At 70.7% G+C, this 15,631-nt stretch carries 11 protein-coding genes; 9 read left to right on the top strand and 2 right to left on the bottom strand.

The genetic code is table 11. The features are described from left to right. The first annotated feature begins 139 nt into the window (after positions 1–139). The 9 genes from AC067Z_RS14505 (at position 140) to AC067Z_RS14465 (ending at position 13,896) form a co-directional block, all read left to right on the top strand. Positions 140–1,009, top strand: a complete 870-nt coding sequence (locus tag AC067Z_RS14505) for a carbohydrate ABC transporter permease (protein WP_478789948.1) — start codon at positions 140–142, stop codon at positions 1,007–1,009. A 3-nt stretch (positions 1,010–1,012) separates the two neighbouring features. Next, entirely contained in the window at positions 1,013–1,882 is an 870-nt protein-coding gene (locus AC067Z_RS14500; protein ID WP_478789821.1) for a carbohydrate ABC transporter permease, read from the top strand. A 47-nt stretch (positions 1,883–1,929) separates the two neighbouring features. Continuing rightward, positions 1,930–4,341, top strand: a complete 2,412-nt coding sequence (locus AC067Z_RS14495; protein WP_478789820.1) for a beta-xylosidase/alpha-l-arabinosidase — start codon at positions 1,930–1,932, stop codon at positions 4,339–4,341. A 161-nt stretch (positions 4,342–4,502) separates the two neighbouring features. Further along, a complete protein-coding gene (zwf, locus tag AC067Z_RS14490; RefSeq protein ID WP_478789819.1) occupies positions 4,503–6,038 on the top strand; it encodes a glucose-6-phosphate dehydrogenase in 1,536 nt (511 codons plus the stop codon). After that, on the top strand, positions 6,035–6,991 hold the full coding sequence (opcA, locus tag AC067Z_RS14485) for a glucose-6-phosphate dehydrogenase assembly protein OpcA (protein ID WP_478789818.1): 957 nt from the start codon (positions 6,035–6,037) through the stop codon (positions 6,989–6,991). Before zwf ends, opcA begins: the two co-directional genes overlap by 4 nt. 505 nt (positions 6,992–7,496) lie before the next feature. Then, positions 7,497–7,715 carry a type A2 lantipeptide gene (locus AC067Z_RS14480; protein ID WP_478789817.1) on the top strand — a complete coding sequence of 73 codons (219 nt, stop codon included), beginning with the start codon at positions 7,497–7,499 and terminating at the stop codon, positions 7,713–7,715. A 163-nt stretch (positions 7,716–7,878) separates the two neighbouring features. Further along, a complete protein-coding gene (locus AC067Z_RS14475) occupies positions 7,879–8,685 on the top strand; it encodes a hypothetical protein (RefSeq protein WP_478789816.1) in 807 nt (268 codons plus the stop codon). Then, a complete protein-coding gene (locus tag AC067Z_RS14470) occupies positions 8,682–10,985 on the top strand; it encodes an NHLP family bacteriocin export ABC transporter peptidase/permease/ATPase subunit (RefSeq protein WP_478789815.1) in 2,304 nt (767 codons plus the stop codon). The genes AC067Z_RS14475 and AC067Z_RS14470 overlap by 4 nt, the downstream gene beginning before the upstream one ends. A gap of 1 nt (position 10,986) precedes the next feature. After that, the gene (locus AC067Z_RS14465; RefSeq protein ID WP_478789814.1) at positions 10,987–13,896 is read left to right on the top strand and encodes an NHLP bacteriocin export ABC transporter permease/ATPase subunit; all 2,910 of its coding nucleotides are present in this window, start codon (positions 10,987–10,989) and stop codon (positions 13,894–13,896) included. A gap of 31 nt (positions 13,897–13,927) precedes the next feature. On the opposite strand, the gene AC067Z_RS14460 is transcribed toward AC067Z_RS14465, so the two are convergent. Both AC067Z_RS14460 and AC067Z_RS14455 read right to left on the bottom strand, forming a co-directional pair. Continuing rightward, positions 13,928–14,341 (bottom strand): hypothetical protein, encoded by a 414-nt coding sequence (locus AC067Z_RS14460; protein ID WP_478789813.1) that lies wholly within the window; start codon positions 14,339–14,341, stop codon positions 13,928–13,930. A gap of 360 nt (positions 14,342–14,701) precedes the next feature. Next, complete coding sequence (locus AC067Z_RS14455) at positions 14,702–15,625, bottom strand: MurR/RpiR family transcriptional regulator (RefSeq protein ID WP_478789812.1); 924 nt, start codon at positions 15,623–15,625, stop codon at positions 14,702–14,704. Between the last annotated feature and the right edge of the window lie 6 nt (positions 15,626–15,631).

Genomic DNA, 15,631 nt, shown 5'->3' with positions numbered 1-15,631 from the left:
AGGTGGGGGTGGGGGTGTTCCCGCCCCCCCCCCCCCCCCCCCCCCCCCCCCCCCCCCCCCCCCCCCCCCCCCCCCCCCCCCTCCCCCCCCCCCCCCCCCCCCCCCCCCCCCCCCCCCCCCCCCCGCCCCGGCGCGCGGCATCGGGCGACCGCACATCGGCTGGGCACTGCCCGGCGTCCTGTTCTTCGGCCTCTTCGCCATCGTCCCCATGGGCCTGGCCGTCTATCTCTCGTTCTGCTCCTGGGACGGGCTCACCCCGCCCACACCGATCGGCACGGACAACTGGACACGGCTGCTGAACGATGCCGAGTTCGGCCGTGCGGCATGGCTGAGCCTGCTGCTCACCGTGATCAGCTGGGCCTTCCAGACTCCGGTGGCGCTGCTGCTCGGCGTCTGGGCGGCAGGCAGGCAGCTCAACCGCGCGGTCCTCTCCGCCGTGTTCTTCGTCCCGCTGCTGTTGTCCACGACCGCCGTCGCGGTCCTGTTCCACACGCTGCTCGACCCGAACTTCGGTGTCATCAAGGAGATCGGGCCCTGGCTCGGCATCGACCCGAACATCCTCGGCTCGTCCACGGGAGCCCTGCTCACCGTGGCCTTCGTCGGCGGCTGGCAGTTCATCCCCTTCCACACCCTGATCTACCAGGGCGGCGCGCGGCAGATCCCCGAGGTGCTCTACCAGGCCGCGGCCATCGACGGTGCGGGCACCGTGCGGCAGTTCTTCTCCGTGACCCTGCCGCAGCTGCGCAACTCCGTGACCACGTCCTCCGTACTCATGATCGTCGGTTCCCTCACCTACTTCGACACCGTCCTGATCATGACCCAGGGCGGGCCGGGAACGGACACCACGATCGTGCCGTATCTGATGTACCGCACCGGCTTCAAGACGTACGACCTCGGCTACTCCAGCGCCATCGCGACCGCGCTGGTCGTCGTGGCCACCGCGCTGTCCCTGCTGCTGGTGAAGTTCAGCGGCTTCGGGCGGATGCGCTCCACCAGGGAAGGGATGTGACCGATGGCCACGACGATCCGCCCGGTACCGTCCCCGGCCGGCGGCCTGCGCCGCCGTCTCGCAAGAAGCAATCCGCTCGCCGGACTCGGCGCACTCGTGTGGCTCGCCGTCGTGATCGTGCCGCTGTACACGATGGTCTCCTCGTCCCTGACGCGGCAGCAGGACGCCCTCACCGGCAATCCGCTGGCGTTTCCCACGCACCCCACCGCCGACAACTACAACTCCGTGCTGAACAGCGGGTTCCTCACCCTGCTCGGCAACACCGCCATCGTCGCGGTGGGCACGGTCGCCCTCGTGCTCGCCCTGTCCGTCCCCGTCGCCTATGTCGCCGTGCGCACCCTGAGCCGTGCCTCGAACACCACGTTCCGCATCTTCCTGCTCGGCGTCGCGATTCCCGCACAGGCCGTCGTCGTGCCCCTGTACCTGCTCATCGCCGAGATGGGCCTCTACGACAGTCTGCTCGCCGTCGTCCTGCCCACCGCCGCCTTCGCGATGCCCGTCGCCGTCCTGGTGCTCACCTCCACCCTGCGCGACATCTCCGAAGAGCTGTACGAGGCGATGGCCCTGGACGGCGCCACACCCGCGCGGATGCTGTGGCAGCTCGCCGTCCCGCTGGGCCGGGCCGGCATCAGCACCGTCGCGATCTTCTCCGCCCTTCAGGCATGGAACGGCTTCCTGTTCCCCCTGATCCTCACCCAGTCCCCCGAGCAACAGGTGCTGACCCTGGGCCTGTTCGCGTTCATGGGCCAGCACGGACTCAACGTCCCCGCTCTGCTGGCCGCCGTCGCCCTGTCCGTGGTCCCCATCTTCACGGTCTATCTCTTCGCGCGGCGCGCCCTGATCAACGGCCTGATGGGCGTCGGCGGCAAGTAGCCCCCGCAGCCCCGCACCTCGCCACCACCGAGAGGAATCCCCGCCCGATGGCAATCCCGCCTGCCCCGGACACCCTTGAGGCCGCCTCGGCCGCCGCCTTCGCCCCCGAGGCCGACGGCCCCTGGCGCGATCCCTCGCTCACCCCCGAGGAGCGGGTCGCCGACCTGATGGGACGCATGACTCCCTGGGAGAAGACAGCCCAGCTGTACGGGGTGTGGGTGGGCGCCGACGGCGACGGCGACGGTGTGGCGCCCCACCAGAACGACATGGTCGACACCGTCGACTGGGGCACCCTCATCACCCGCGGACTCGGTCAGCTGACCCGGCCGTTCGGCACCGCCCCGGTCGACCCCGCGACCGGAGCCGTGGCCCTGGCGCGCGCACAACTGCAGATCGCCGCCGCCAACCGCTTCGGCATTCCCGCCCTCGCCCACGAGGAGTGCCTCGCCGGCTTCACCGCCTGGGGTGCCACGGCCTACCCCGTACCGCTGGCCTGGGGCGCCGCCTTCGACCCGGAGCTCGTGACCGAGATGGCCGGACGCATCGGCCACGACCTGCGCGCGGTCGGCGTCCACCAGGGTCTGGCCCCCGTCCTCGACGTGGTCAGGGACCTGCGCTGGGGCCGCGTGGAGGAAACCATGGGGGAGGACCCGTACCTCGTCGCCACTCTCGGCACCGCCTATGTGCGCGGACTGCAGTCCGCCGGCATCGTCGCGACCCTCAAACACTTCGCCGGCTACTCGGCTTCCTCCGGAGCACGCAACCTCGCCCCCGTGCGCGCCGGCGCCCGCGAGCTCGCCGACGTGATCCTGCCTCCGTTCGAAATGGCTCTGCGGGACGGCGGCGCGCGTTCCGTGATGCACTCCTACGCCGAGATCGACGGTGTCCCCGCCGCGGCCGACGCGGGCCTTCTCACCGGACTCCTGCGCGACACCTGGGGATTCACCGGCACGGTCGTCGCCGACTACTTCGGCATCGGCTTCCTCGAGACACTGCACAAGGTGGCCGCCGACCGGGCCGACGCCGCGAGGCTCGCCCTCACCGCAGGGGTCGACGTCGAACTGCCCACGGTCCGCTCCTACGGCGACGCCCTGGTCGCAGCCCTGCAGGAGGGGACGGTCCCGGAGGAACTGGTGGACCGCGCGCTGCGCCGCGTCCTGCTCCAGAAATGCGAACTGGGCCTGCTGGACCCCGACTGGTCGCCGTACCCGGCAGCGATCGGGACGGCGGACGCCGGCGAGGTGCGCGGCAGTGTGGATCTCGACCCGACGGTCAACCGCGACACCGCACGACGGCTCGCCGAGCAGTCCTGTGTCCTGCTCGCCAATGCCGCCGGCGTCCTCCCGCTGCGCCCCGACGTCGCCCGCGTCGCCGTCGTCGGCCCCCGCGCCGACGATCCGCTCGCGATGCTCGGCTGCTACTCGTTCCCCAGCCATGTCGGCGTCGGCCACCCCGAGATGCCGCTGGGCATCGACATCCCCACCGTGCTGCAGTCGTTGACGGCCGAGTTCCCCGACGCGGCGGTGCGCCATGCGGACGGCTGCGACGTCGACGGAACAGAGACCTCCCGCATCGCCGACGCCGCCGCAGTGGCCCGCGACGCCGACGTCTGCGTGGCCGTGCTCGGTGACCGCGCCGGGCTGTTCGGCCGCGGCACCTCCGGAGAGGGCTGCGACGCCGCCGACCTCACCCTGCCCGGTGTCCAGGGCGAGCTCCTGGACGCCCTGCTCGCGACCGGGACTCCCGTCGTGGCCGTACTGGTGACGGGGCGTCCCTACGCGCTCGGCCGCTGGGCGGACCGACTGGCCGCCGTCGTCCAGGCGTTCTTCCCCGGGGAGGAAGGCGGCCCGGCACTGGCCGGAGTGCTCTCCGGACGCGTCAACCCGTCCGGCCGGCTCCCCGTCGGCGTACCCCGTGGTCCCGGCGGCCAGCCGTGGACGTATCTGCAGCCCCCGCTCGGCCTTGCGGGCGGGGTGAGCAGCCTCGACCCGACGCCCCTGTACCCCTTCGGGCACGGACTGTCGTACACCACTTTCGCCTGGCAGGGCGGTGCACCCGTCCCGGCGGAGATCGCCACGGACGGCGCCACCGACATCGACGTCGTCGTCCGCAACACCGGCGATCGGGCAGGTGCCGAGGTCGTCCAGTTGTATCTGCACGATCCGGTCGCCCGGACCACCCGCCCCGAGGCACGGCTCATCGGCTACGCGCGGGTGCCCCTGGCGGCCGGCGAGGCGGCCCGGGTGCGGTTCCGCTTCCACGCCGACCTCGCCTCGTTCACGGGCGTCGACGGCGGCAGGATCGTCGAGCCCGGCGACCTCGAACTGCGCTTTACCGCCTCGAGCGCGCCCGAGGACGTCCGGCACACCGTGCGCCTGCGCCTCACCGGCCTGGAACGCGCTGTCGGCCACGAACGGCGCATGGACTGCGAGGCGACGCTGACCCCGGTCACCGACTGATCGGCCCGCACGGTCCGATCCGGACGAGGGGCCCTGACGCACGAGGTCGCGGGAATGGATTGACGCGGCGGCACGCTGAGGTATCCGTACAAGATCGGGGAGAGATGCGATCCTCGGAACGGACGCACTCGAAAGCCGTTCGCTCAAGGAGGCCTGACCCCATGTCAGAGAACAGCGGCTGGGCGAATCCGCTGCGGGACCCGCTCGACCGGCGGCTGCCCCGTATCGCCGGGCCCTCCGGACTCGTGATCTTCGGAGTCACCGGGGACCTGTCCCGCAAGAAGCTGATGCCCGCCGTCTACGACCTCGCCAACCGCGGACTGCTGCCGCCGGGCTTCTCGCTCGTCGGCTTCGCCCGCCGGGACTGGCAGGACCAGGACTTCGCCCAGGAGGTCCACGACGCAGTCCGGGAGCACGCACGCACGCCATTCCGCGAGGAGGTGTGGCATCAGCTGGCCGAGGGGATGCGGTTCGTCCAGGGGGACTTCGACGACGATGCAGCGTTCGAACAGCTGCGGATCACGGTCGAGGAGCTGGACAAGGCGCAGGGGACCGGCGGCAACTTCGCCTTCTATCTGTCCGTGCCGCCGAAGTTCTTCCCCAAGGTCGTGCAGCAGCTCAAGGACCACGGACTGTCGGGCGCACCCGGCGGTTCCTGGCGCCGCGCGGTCATCGAGAAGCCGTTCGGCCACGATCTGACCAGCGCCCGCGAGCTCAACGTGATCGTGCACGACGTGTTCTCCCCGGACGAGGTCTTCCGGATCGACCACTACCTGGGCAAGGAGACCGTCCAGAACATCCTGGCGCTGCGGTTCGCCAACACGCTCTTCGAGCCGATCTGGAACCGGTCGTACGTCGACCACGTGCAGATCACGATGGCCGAGGACATCGGCATCGGCGGCCGCGCCGGCTACTACGACGGCATCGGCGCCGCCCGTGACGTCATCCAGAACCATCTCCTCCAGCTGCTCGCGCTGACCGCGATGGAGGAGCCCGCGGCCTTCGATGCCGCGTCGCTCGTCACCGAGAAGCTGAAGGTCTTCAAGGCCGTCAAGGTTCCTGACGACCTGGCACGCCACACCGTGCGCGGTCAGTACGCGACGGGCTGGCAGGGCGGTGAGAAGGCGGTCGGCTATCTCCAGGAGGACGGCATCGCGCCGAAGTCGACGACCGACACCTTCGCGGCGATCAGGCTGGAGATCGACAACCGCCGCTGGGCGGGTGTCCCCTTCTATCTGCGCACCGGAAAGCGCCTGGGCCGCCGCGTCACCGAGATCGCGGTCGTCTTCCAGCGCGCCCCGCACTCGCCGTTCGACTCGACGGCCACCGAGGAACTGGGGCAGAACGCCCTGGTCATCCGTGTCCAGCCGGACGAGGGCGTCACCATGCGCTTCGGCTCCAAGGTCCCCGGCACCTCGATGGAGCTGCGGGACGTGACGATGGACTTCGCGTACGGCGAATCGTTCACCGAGTCCAGCCCGGAGGCGTACGAGCGGCTCATCCTCGATGTGCTGCTCGGCGATGCCAACCTCTTCCCGCGCCCGGAAGAGGTGGAGGAGTCCTGGAAGATCCTCGACCCGATCGAGGACCACTGGGCCCGACACGGCACCCCGGCCCAGTACACGTCGGGCACCTGGGGCCCGCCGGAAGCGGACGAGATGCTCGCACGAGACGGACGGAGCTGGCGCAGGCCATGAAGATCGACCTTACGGACACCACGGCCGGCAAGATCAACAAAGCGTTGATCGAGGGCCGCCGTGCCATCGGCACACAGGCGGTCGGCATGGTGCTCACCCTCGTCATCGTCACCGACGAGGAGAACGCCTACGACGCCATCAAGGCGGCGGGCGACGCCTCGCGGGAGCACCCCTCCCGCACGCTTGTCGTCATCAAGCGCCATGCACGCTCGCCGCGCGACCGCAACGACGCGCGCCTCGACGCCGAGGTGCGCGTGGGCTCCGACGCGGGCGCGGGGGAGACCGTTCTGCTGCGGCTGCACGGTGAACTCGCCGACCGAGCGGACTCGGTGGTCCTCCCTCTGCTGCTGCCCGACGCCCCTGTCGTCGTCTGGTGGCCGGTCGACGCCCCGCCGGTCCCCGCCAAGGATCCGCTCGGCGCCCTCGCCCAGCGCCGCATCACCGACGCCTACGCGGTCGAGGAGCCGCTGCGTGAACTGGCCGCCCGCGCCGCCGGGTACGAGCCCGGTGACACCGACCTCGCCTGGACACGGCTCACCCCCTGGCGCTCCATGCTCGCCGCCGCCCTCGACCAGGCGCGCGCCGAGGTCATCTCCGCCGTGGTGGAGAGCGAGGCGGAGAACCCCAGCGCCGAACTGCTGGCCCGTTGGTTCGCCGCCCGGCTCCAGGTGCCCGTCGAACAGGTCGTCACCGCGGGCCCCGTCGTCACCGCCGTGCGGCTGCGGACCGCCGACGGGGAGATCCATATCGACCGTCCGGAAGGGCCGGTCGCCCGGCTCGCGATCCCGGGACAGCCGAATCGCGTCCTCGCCCTGAAGGTGCGCACGACGGCGGAACTGATCGCGGAGGAACTGCGCAGGCTCGATCCGGACGAGGCCTATGCGGCGGCACTGCACGCCGAAATCACCGTGCCCGTCCCCGAATCCGCGGAGGCGAATACGCTCCGCAATTGACCGGTGACGCAGAACGACATTCAGGGGTGCGGCGCGAACGCCGCACCCCTGAATGTGTGAAGGCCCTGTGAGGCCCGGTCGAACAACCGTCTCCTTCCGTGAATCTGCACAGCGAATGCTCAGGCGGCACATCGTCTCCCCATCGGTAACTCGGCTCTGACCTGCAGATATCTGACTCTGTGCAGGAATGTCCCGTTCGGCGGTCCCGCGCCGGGGTGCGGCAGGGCTGCCGTGTTGGGTGATCCCGTGAAGGAGATGGCACCGATTCATGTAGGCGCGTGCACGTCGCGGTAATACGTGGCGCGTTCGGGGCCCGAACGGCCCTTCTGTCCGCCTCCGGCGATTGGCTGCTCAACGCGCTTACGTGCTTTGATCCTTCGCACCGCGGGATTTGATTTGGTTCTCGGATCCGAGAATCTCCCCACGCCCGCCGAGCGGTCGGCAACTCTTTATGTGCGGCCGGGCGCTGACATTTCGAAATACCCATCCCGAAGGGAAGCTTCTTATGAACTTCGTCCCCACCCAGGAGATCTCCGACAGCGAGCTGGACAACGTGGCCGGCGGCCTGCACAGCGCCGTGGTCGGCAACGCCACCGCCGCTCTTGACACGATCGCCCCGGTCTCGGCCACCGTTGCCACCGCGACCGGTCTGGTCGAGGGCGCCACCGGCATCAACACCGCCGCCATCACCGGCCCGGTCACCGGTCTCGTCGCCGGTCTGTAAGACCTCCGCGGCTCGCCGGCCCGCTCTGCCGGCATGCCGAGCCGTGTGCCCCGGACCAATCCAGGTCCCGGGGCGCACGGCCGCGCGTGGTTTCACCGCCGCTTCGTGCGGCTCGATGCAGTTCCAGGGACCGCAGTCCCCAGGCAGTTGAGGGAAGAGTGTCGTGCAGTTCCGCCAACAGGCCCTTTCCAAGCTGCAGTCACCGGAGGAGATCGACCTCCCGGTGCGGTTCGCCCGGCCGCAGGGCCTTCTCGTCCTGACCGTCACCGTCGTCGTGATGATCGCCGCCGCGGTCTGGTCCGTGACCGGCACCGTGACGTCCACGGTCTCCGCACCCGGCATCCTCACCCACGCACAGGGCAGCTACGTCCTGCAGAGTCCCGTCTCGGGCCAGGTCACCGATGTGCTGGCCGAGGAGGGGGAACGCGTCGAGGCCGACGCGCCCCTGCTCAAGGTGCGCACCGCCCAGGGCGACACCGTCGTGCGCACCATCGCCGCCGGCCGGCTCACGGCGCTCGTCGCCGCCATCGGATCCGTCGTCACCACCGGCAGTGACGTGGCCGCCGTGGAACGTGTCGACAAGGCCCGCGACCCCCTGATGGCCATGTTGTACGTGCCCGCCGAGAGCGGGTCGAGCGTGACCGTCGGCGCCCGCGTCGACCTCGGCGTCCAGTCGGTGGCCACCCAGAAGTACGGCGTGCTGCGCGGCCGCGTGAAGTCCGTGGGCCGCACCGCCCAGACCCGCCAGCGCATCACTGCCTTCCTCGGCAGCAGCCAGCTCGGCGAACAGTTCTCGAAGGACGGCCAGCCCGTGTCCGTACTCGTGGAACTGCAGCGGGCGAGCGGCACCGAGTCGGGCTACGACTGGTCCACCTCCGACGGGCCGCCGTACGCGCTCGAATCCATGACGCTCGCGGAGGGTTCCGTCCACCTTGCCGCCCAGCATCCGATCGATTGGCTGCTGCCGTGACCACGCACCGCGAATCCGCCGTCCCTACCCAGCGGCAACTGCCGCCCGCCGGCCGTCGCAGGCACCGTCCCGAACCGGCCCCGAGCGGCCGTCGCGGATCCCGTCGCGCCGGGCCCGGCCAGAACCGCAAGCAGCGCCCGGCACGCAGGGTCAGGGCCGTACGCACCCCGACCGTGCTCCAGATGGAGGCTGTGGAGTGCGGCGCCGCCGCCCTGGCCATGGTGCTCGCCCACCACGGCCGCCACGTCCCCCTCGAAGAGCTCCGCATCGCCTGCGGCGTGTCCCGTGACGGATCGCGTGCCAGCAACATCCTCAAGGCTGCCCGCAGTTACGGCCTCACCGCCAAGGGCATGCAGATGGAGGCGACCGCCCTCGCCGAGGTCCAGGGGCCCGCCATCCTGTTCTGGGAGTTCAACCACTACGTCGTCTACGACGGCATGGGCCGCCGCCTCGGCCGCCGCGGCGTCCACATCAACGACCCCGACAAGGGACGCCGCTTCGTCTCCACGGAGGACTTCGACACCAGCTTCACCGGCGTCGCGCTCGTCTTCGAGCCGGGCCCGGACTTCCGTACGGGAGGCCGCAAACCGGGCATCATGCGGGCCGTGCCGGCACGCCTGCGCGGCACCACCGGAACGCTGCTGGCCGCGCTCCTCGCCAGCCTGCTGCTCGTCGCCGTCGGCGCGGCCGTCCCCGCGCTCAGCCGCACCTACATCGACATGTTCCTGATCGGCGGCCAGACCTCACTGCTGGGCCCCCTGTTCGCCTCGCTCGCGACGATGGTCGTGCTCACCGCCGTGCTGACCGGACTGCAGCAGTCGAACCTGCTGCGCGGCCGCATCATCTCCTCCACCCTCGGCAGCGCCCGGTTCCTGCGCCATCTGCTGCGGCTGCCGGTCACGTTCTTCGCCCAGCGCAGCCCCGCAGACCTGGTCCAGCGGCTGCAGTCCAACGACGCGGTGGCCGAGACCCTGGCCCGCGACCTCGCCGCGGCCGCCGTCGACGGCGTCGTCGTCGTGCTCTACGCCGTGCTGCTGTGGACGTACGACCCCCAACTGACCGTCGTCGGTGTGCTGATCGCGCTCCTGAACGTGGTGGCCATGCGGATCGTGATACGGCTGCGGGCCACCCACACCCAGAAACTGCGCGCCGACAGCGCACGGCTCACCAACACCTCCTACACCGGCCTCCAGCTGATCGAGACCATGAAGGCGACCGGCGGCGAGGACGGATTCTTCCGCCGCTGGGCGGGGCAGCACGCCACCACCCTCGAAGTGCAGCAGCGGCTCGGGGTGCCCAGCGCGGTCCTCGCCGTCGTCGCCCCGACCCTCGCCACCCTCAACAGCGCGGTCATCCTCTGGATCGGTGGACTGCGGGCCGTCGAGGGCCACATCTCGATCGGCCTCCTCGTCGCCTTCCAGGCACTCGTGGCACGATTCACCGCGCCCATCACCCGGCTCAACGGCGTGGCCGGGCGCATCCAGGACTTCGCCGCCGACGTCACCCGGCTCAAGGACGTCGAGAACTTCCCCGTCGACGCGCTCTACTCCCGCGACGAACCCGACCCGAGCACCCGCAGGCTCAAGGGCCATGTGACGTTGGAGAACATCACCTTCGGTTACAGCCCGCTCGACAAACCCCTCCTCGAAGGCTTCTCCCTGGCCGTCGGCCCCGGCCGGCAGGTGGCCCTCGTCGGTGGCTCGGGCAGCGGGAAGTCGACCGTCTCGCGGCTCATCTCCGGCCTGTACACCCCGTGGGAGGGGACGATCCGGATCGACGGGGAGCGTCTGGAGGACATCTCCCGCAGCGCGGTGGCCGCCTCCGTCTCCTTCGTCGACCAGGACATCTTCCTCTTCGAGGGCACCGTGCGGGACAACGTCGCCCTGTGGGACCCCTCCCTCACCGACGAGGCCGTTGTCGCCGCGCTCCAGGACGCCGCGCTCCACGACGTCGTCATGCGCAGGCCCGAGGGCATCCACAGCCGCGTCGAACAGGACGGGCGCAACTTCTCCGGCGGACAGCGCCAGCGCCTGGAGATCGCCCGTGCGCTGGTGCGCAGGCCCAGCATCCTCGTGCTGGACGAGGTCACCAGCGCCCTCGACGCCGAGACCGAGCGCATCATCATCGACAACATCCGCAGGCGCGGCTGCGCCTGCGTCGTGATCGCCCACCGGCTGAGCACCGTACGCGACAGCGACGAGATCGTGGTCCTCGACCACGGTGCGGTCGTCGAACGCGGCCGGCACGAGGAACTCGTCGCCGCCCGCGGAGCCTACGCCGAGCTGGTCAAGGAGCACTGACGTGTCATCCGTACACCCGGCCGCGAGCCAGGACACGACTCCCACGGAACAGCCGGCGCCCACCGACGCGGTCGCCTACGCCTTCGGTGGGCTCGGCGCAGCGGTCGACGGCACCGGGCTTCGCAGCCTCCACCTCGAAGGCCCGCAGGTGCTGTGGCTCGTGGTCGGCGGCAGCCTCGACCTCTTCGCGGTGGACGCCGCCGAGCAGGGCCACTGGCACTTCCTCGGCCGGCTCGACCCCGGCACCCTGCTGCTCGGCCCGGTGGAGGGCCCGCGCCACACGCTGGTCGGCCGCCCCTCGCAGGAGTGCCTGCTGCGCCGCATCCCGCTGCGCGAGCTCCACCAGGACCCGTACGCGCACGACCCGTACGGCCAGGCCGGCTATGGCCAGCAGCACTACGGCACCCAGGACCCGTACGCGCAGAGCCCGTACGGCAACGGGGCCTGGAGCCAGTTGGAGCACGCCTTCGCGCTCGGCGTCGGGCGCAGCCTCTCCGTCCTGTTCTCGGCCCCGCTGGAGGACCGGCCGGCCGCCGACGCGGGCATGGCCGACGACGACGTCCTGTGGATGCCCGTCGACCCCGGCAGCGTCCGGTACGGGGCCGCCTACAGCGCGGACGCCGCGGGCGATCTGCTCGTCGACGGCGCGATGTGGCAGCGCATGGTCAACCAGCAGTACCGACTGCTGTCCGCCGTCGACCAGTGGATCGAACAGCTGGAACGTGCCCACGAGGACCGTACGGCCGCCGGTATCAAGGCCGGTGAGGACGTCCGTGCACGCGCCGACGAGGCACTGCTGGCCTCCATCGGCAAGCGGGACCGCGCCCGCGGCGGGACATCGCGGGCGGACAGCGACGACGCGGTGTTCGCCGTGTGTCACGAGGTCGCCCGGGCAGCCGGCATCACCCTGACCGAACCTCCGAGGAGCGGACCCCGCGACGAACGCGTCACCCCGGTGGAGCGCATCGCGATCGCCTCGCGCATCCGCACCCGCCCCGTACGCCTCATGGGCAGCTGGTGGCGCACGTACAGCGGTGACCTGGTGGGCCATCGGGCGGCGTCGGGCGCCCCTGTCGCCCTGCTGTGGCGTCGGGGCCGGTACGAGGCGGTCAACCCGCTCACCGGCTCGCGCGCCCGTATCGGCAAGGACAACGCTGACGAGTTCGAGCCGCGGGCCGTCATGTTCTACCGGCCTCTGCCCGAACGGCCCGCGAGCCTGAGGCGGCTGGTGCGGTTCAGTCTGCGCGGCACCCGAATGGACCTGCGGAACCTGATGCTCGGCGGACTGGTCACCGTCGGGCTGGGAGCGCTCGTACCGATCGCGACCGGCAAGGTGCTCGGCGTGTACGTGCCGAACGCCGAGACGAACCTCATCGTCCAGTTCGCCCTCGCCGTCATGATCGCCGGGGTGGTCTCCGCCGCGTTCATGCTGCTGCAGAACCTCACCATCCTGCGGATGGAGGGGCGTATCGAGAGCGCGCTTCAACCGGCCGTCTGGGACAGGCTGCTGCGACTGCCCACCCGGTTCTTCGCCGAACGCTCCACGGGTGAGCTGGCCAGTGCGGCCATGGGCATCAGCTCCATCCGCCGCGTCCTGTCCGGCATCGGCCCGGTCGCGGTGCAGTCGACCACCGTCGGGCTGATGAACATGGCCCTGCTCCTCTGGTACAGCGTGCCGCTGGCTCTCGCGGCCATGGGCATGCTGCTGCTGATCGCCGTCGTGTTCCTGACGATGGGACTGCTGCAGGTGCGCTGGCAGCGGCAACTCGTCGAACTGAGCAACAAGCTCAACAACCAGGCGTTCCAGACCCTGCGCGGACTGCCCAAACTGCGGGTCGCCGCGGCGGAGAGCTTCGCGTACGCCGCCTGGGCGCGGGAGTTCGCCCGGACGCGCGAACTCCAGCAGCGCGCGGGCCGGATCAAGAACATGACCACCGTGCTCGACGCGGTCTACCTGCCGTTGTGCTCGCTCGTGATGTTCATGCTGCTCGCGGGCCCGGCGCGGGGCTCCATGTCGGCGGGCGACTTCCTGACCTTCAATGCCGCCGTGACCATGCTGCTGACGTCGGTCACCCAGCTCACCGGCGTCCTGGTGTCGGCCGTCGCCGTGCTGCCCATGTTCGAGCAGGTGCGGCCCATCCTCGACGAAGCACCGGAGGTACGCGGGGGAAGTGCTCAGCCCGGCACGCTCTCCGGAGCGATCGAGGCGCGGAAGCTGTCGTTCGCCTACGGCGCCGACGGACCCGCCGTACTCGACGACGTCTCGCTGCAGGTGCGGCCGGGGGAGTTCGTCGCCATCGTCGGTCCCAGCGGCTGCGGGAAGTCGACCCTGCTGCGGCTCCTGATCGGCTTCGACCGCCCGGACACGGGCGCCGTGCTCTACGACGGCCAGGACCTGTCGGCCCTCGACCGGGCGGCGGTGCGCCGCCAGTGCGGTGTCGTCCTGCAGAACGCACAGCCGCTGACCGGCTCGATCCTGGAGTGCATCTGCGGTGCAGAGACCTTCACGGAGGAAGAGGTCTGGGCGGCCGCCGAGATGGCGGGACTGGCCGAGGACATCAAGCGGATGCCGATGGGGATGCACACCATGATCGCGAACGGCGGGGCGATCTCCGGCGGTCAGCGCCAGCGGCTGATGATCGCGCAGGCCCTGGTCCGCAGGCCGCGGATTCTCTTCCTGGACGAGGCCACCAGCGCACTGGACAACGAGACCCAACGGACGGTGATCGACTCCACCCGGAAGCTGAGCGCCACCCGTGTGGTGATCGCCCACCGGCTCACCACCGTCATGGACGCCGACCGCGTGCTCGTCATGTCCGAGGGCCGGATCGTCGAGGAGGGCCGCCCCGCCGACCTGCTGGCCGAGCCGGGCGGGCGGCTGTACGAACTGGTGCGGCGGCAGCTGGCCTGACGTGCGTGGGGGAGAGGCGCCCGGACAGGCCCTAGGAGACGCGCTGCGCCGGAGAGCGCCTGCGGGGCGGCGCGCTGCCCGCGCCGTCGGAGAGCAGCGCCTCGTTGACGAGGCGGACTCCGCGCGCCAGGCGGTTGAGCTGCTCCAGCTCCACCGCGTACATCCGGATGGTGTTCTCGATGACCGTCTCCGCCACGCCCAGCGTGGGAAGCTCCGCTCGGGAGGTCTGCAGCGCCACGCGCACGGCCCGGATCTCGTGCTGGATCTGCAGCTGCGCATGGCGCGCGAGCAGCACGGGGTGGCGGGTGAACGCCGAGTATCCGGCGTAACGGGCCGGGAGCAGATCCCGGAGCCATCGGGCGGCGGTCCGGTCCCAGTCGCGCGTTCCGGGAGTCTTGACCTGGCAGGGCCAGTCAGGCCCGTGCGCGGTGAGGGTCTGGGACATGGTGGTCGCTTCCGGACGGTGCCGATGGGCTCTGATCGAGAGACTGATGGCGGTCCCGGCCCAGGGGTTGACCGGGACCGCCGAGGGCATCCGCGGTACGGCGGGTGCCCGGGTTGAACACCCGAGGCCGGCGCGAGGAGGGAGCGCCGTCTGCTGGATGTTCCGTCTTTGAGGGCATGGGTCGTGCCACTCGCGGCAGCCGTGGACCGTCTGCCACGAGCAGTAAATATATATACCGTCGAGTAAGCAAGGGTATGAAAAATTACATGCACAGTGACGCGGTGAATATGTCCGGGAAACATGCGTGTCACACAGGAAAGTCATGCCGCATACGGCGCCGGGCCTCCGGTCTGTGACCGGTCAGTCCTCGATGAAGAAGTCGTGCTGGTCGGCGACCTGCTCGTACCCCTCGAGCCGCGCCTGGGTCCGCTCCGGATCCGCGTCGGCCATCGCCTGCAGCACCGCGGCCGACAGGACCCCCGGCGCCGCGTACGAATCGAATACGAGACGCGACCCGGTGCCCGCCGTCAGCGTCACATCGGCCTCGTCGACGAGCGGCCCCAGCGTCTGGTCCGTGATCAGGGCGACGTGCAGCCCCGTGCTCCGTGCGGCGCGCAGCGTCGCGAGCGTCTCGTTGGCGTGCCTGGGCATCGCGAACGCCAGCACCCACGTGCCGCCCGCCTCCCGCGACTGGAGCAGCGCGTCGTAGGCGACACTGCCGCCGCGGGTCACGATCCGCACATCGGGGTGGATGCGGCGGGCGGCATACGCGAAGTACTCCGCCAGTGACACCGAGATCCGCAGTCCGAGCACGGTCAGCGGCATCGACCGGGCCAGTTCACGCCCGAGGTCCAGCACCTGGTCGGTGTCGGCGAACACCCGGCGCAGGCTCTCCAGGTTCTCGATCTCGGCGTCGACCGCCGCCTGCAGCTCGTTGCGACGGATCTGCTCCCGCGTCTCCTGTGCCCCGGCGACAGCGCTGAGCGCGATCGGCTGCAGGGCCTCCCGCAGCGCGGGGAAGCCGCTGTAGCCGAGCGAGGTGGCGAACCGGGTCACCGACGGCTGGCTGACCCCGACCCGCTCCGCCAGATCCGTGATCGACAGGAAGGCGGCCTCGGTCAGGTGATCGATCATGTACTGCGCGATACGGCGCTGGCCGGGGGACAGCCGGTGGCTGCCGAAAAGGGCCCGGACGCGGTCGGCGGGGGCGGCCTCGGACACCGGTGACTGACGGCCCGGGGTGATCGCGGCCGCCTGCGCACGTGCCTGCTGCCCTGATGGCACCGTGTG

It is taken from the genome of Streptomyces sp. NPDC043812 (genome assembly GCF_056436245.1).
The sequence above is the reverse complement of the archived record's forward strand: the minus strand, read 5'-3'. Positions and strand labels throughout refer to the sequence as shown.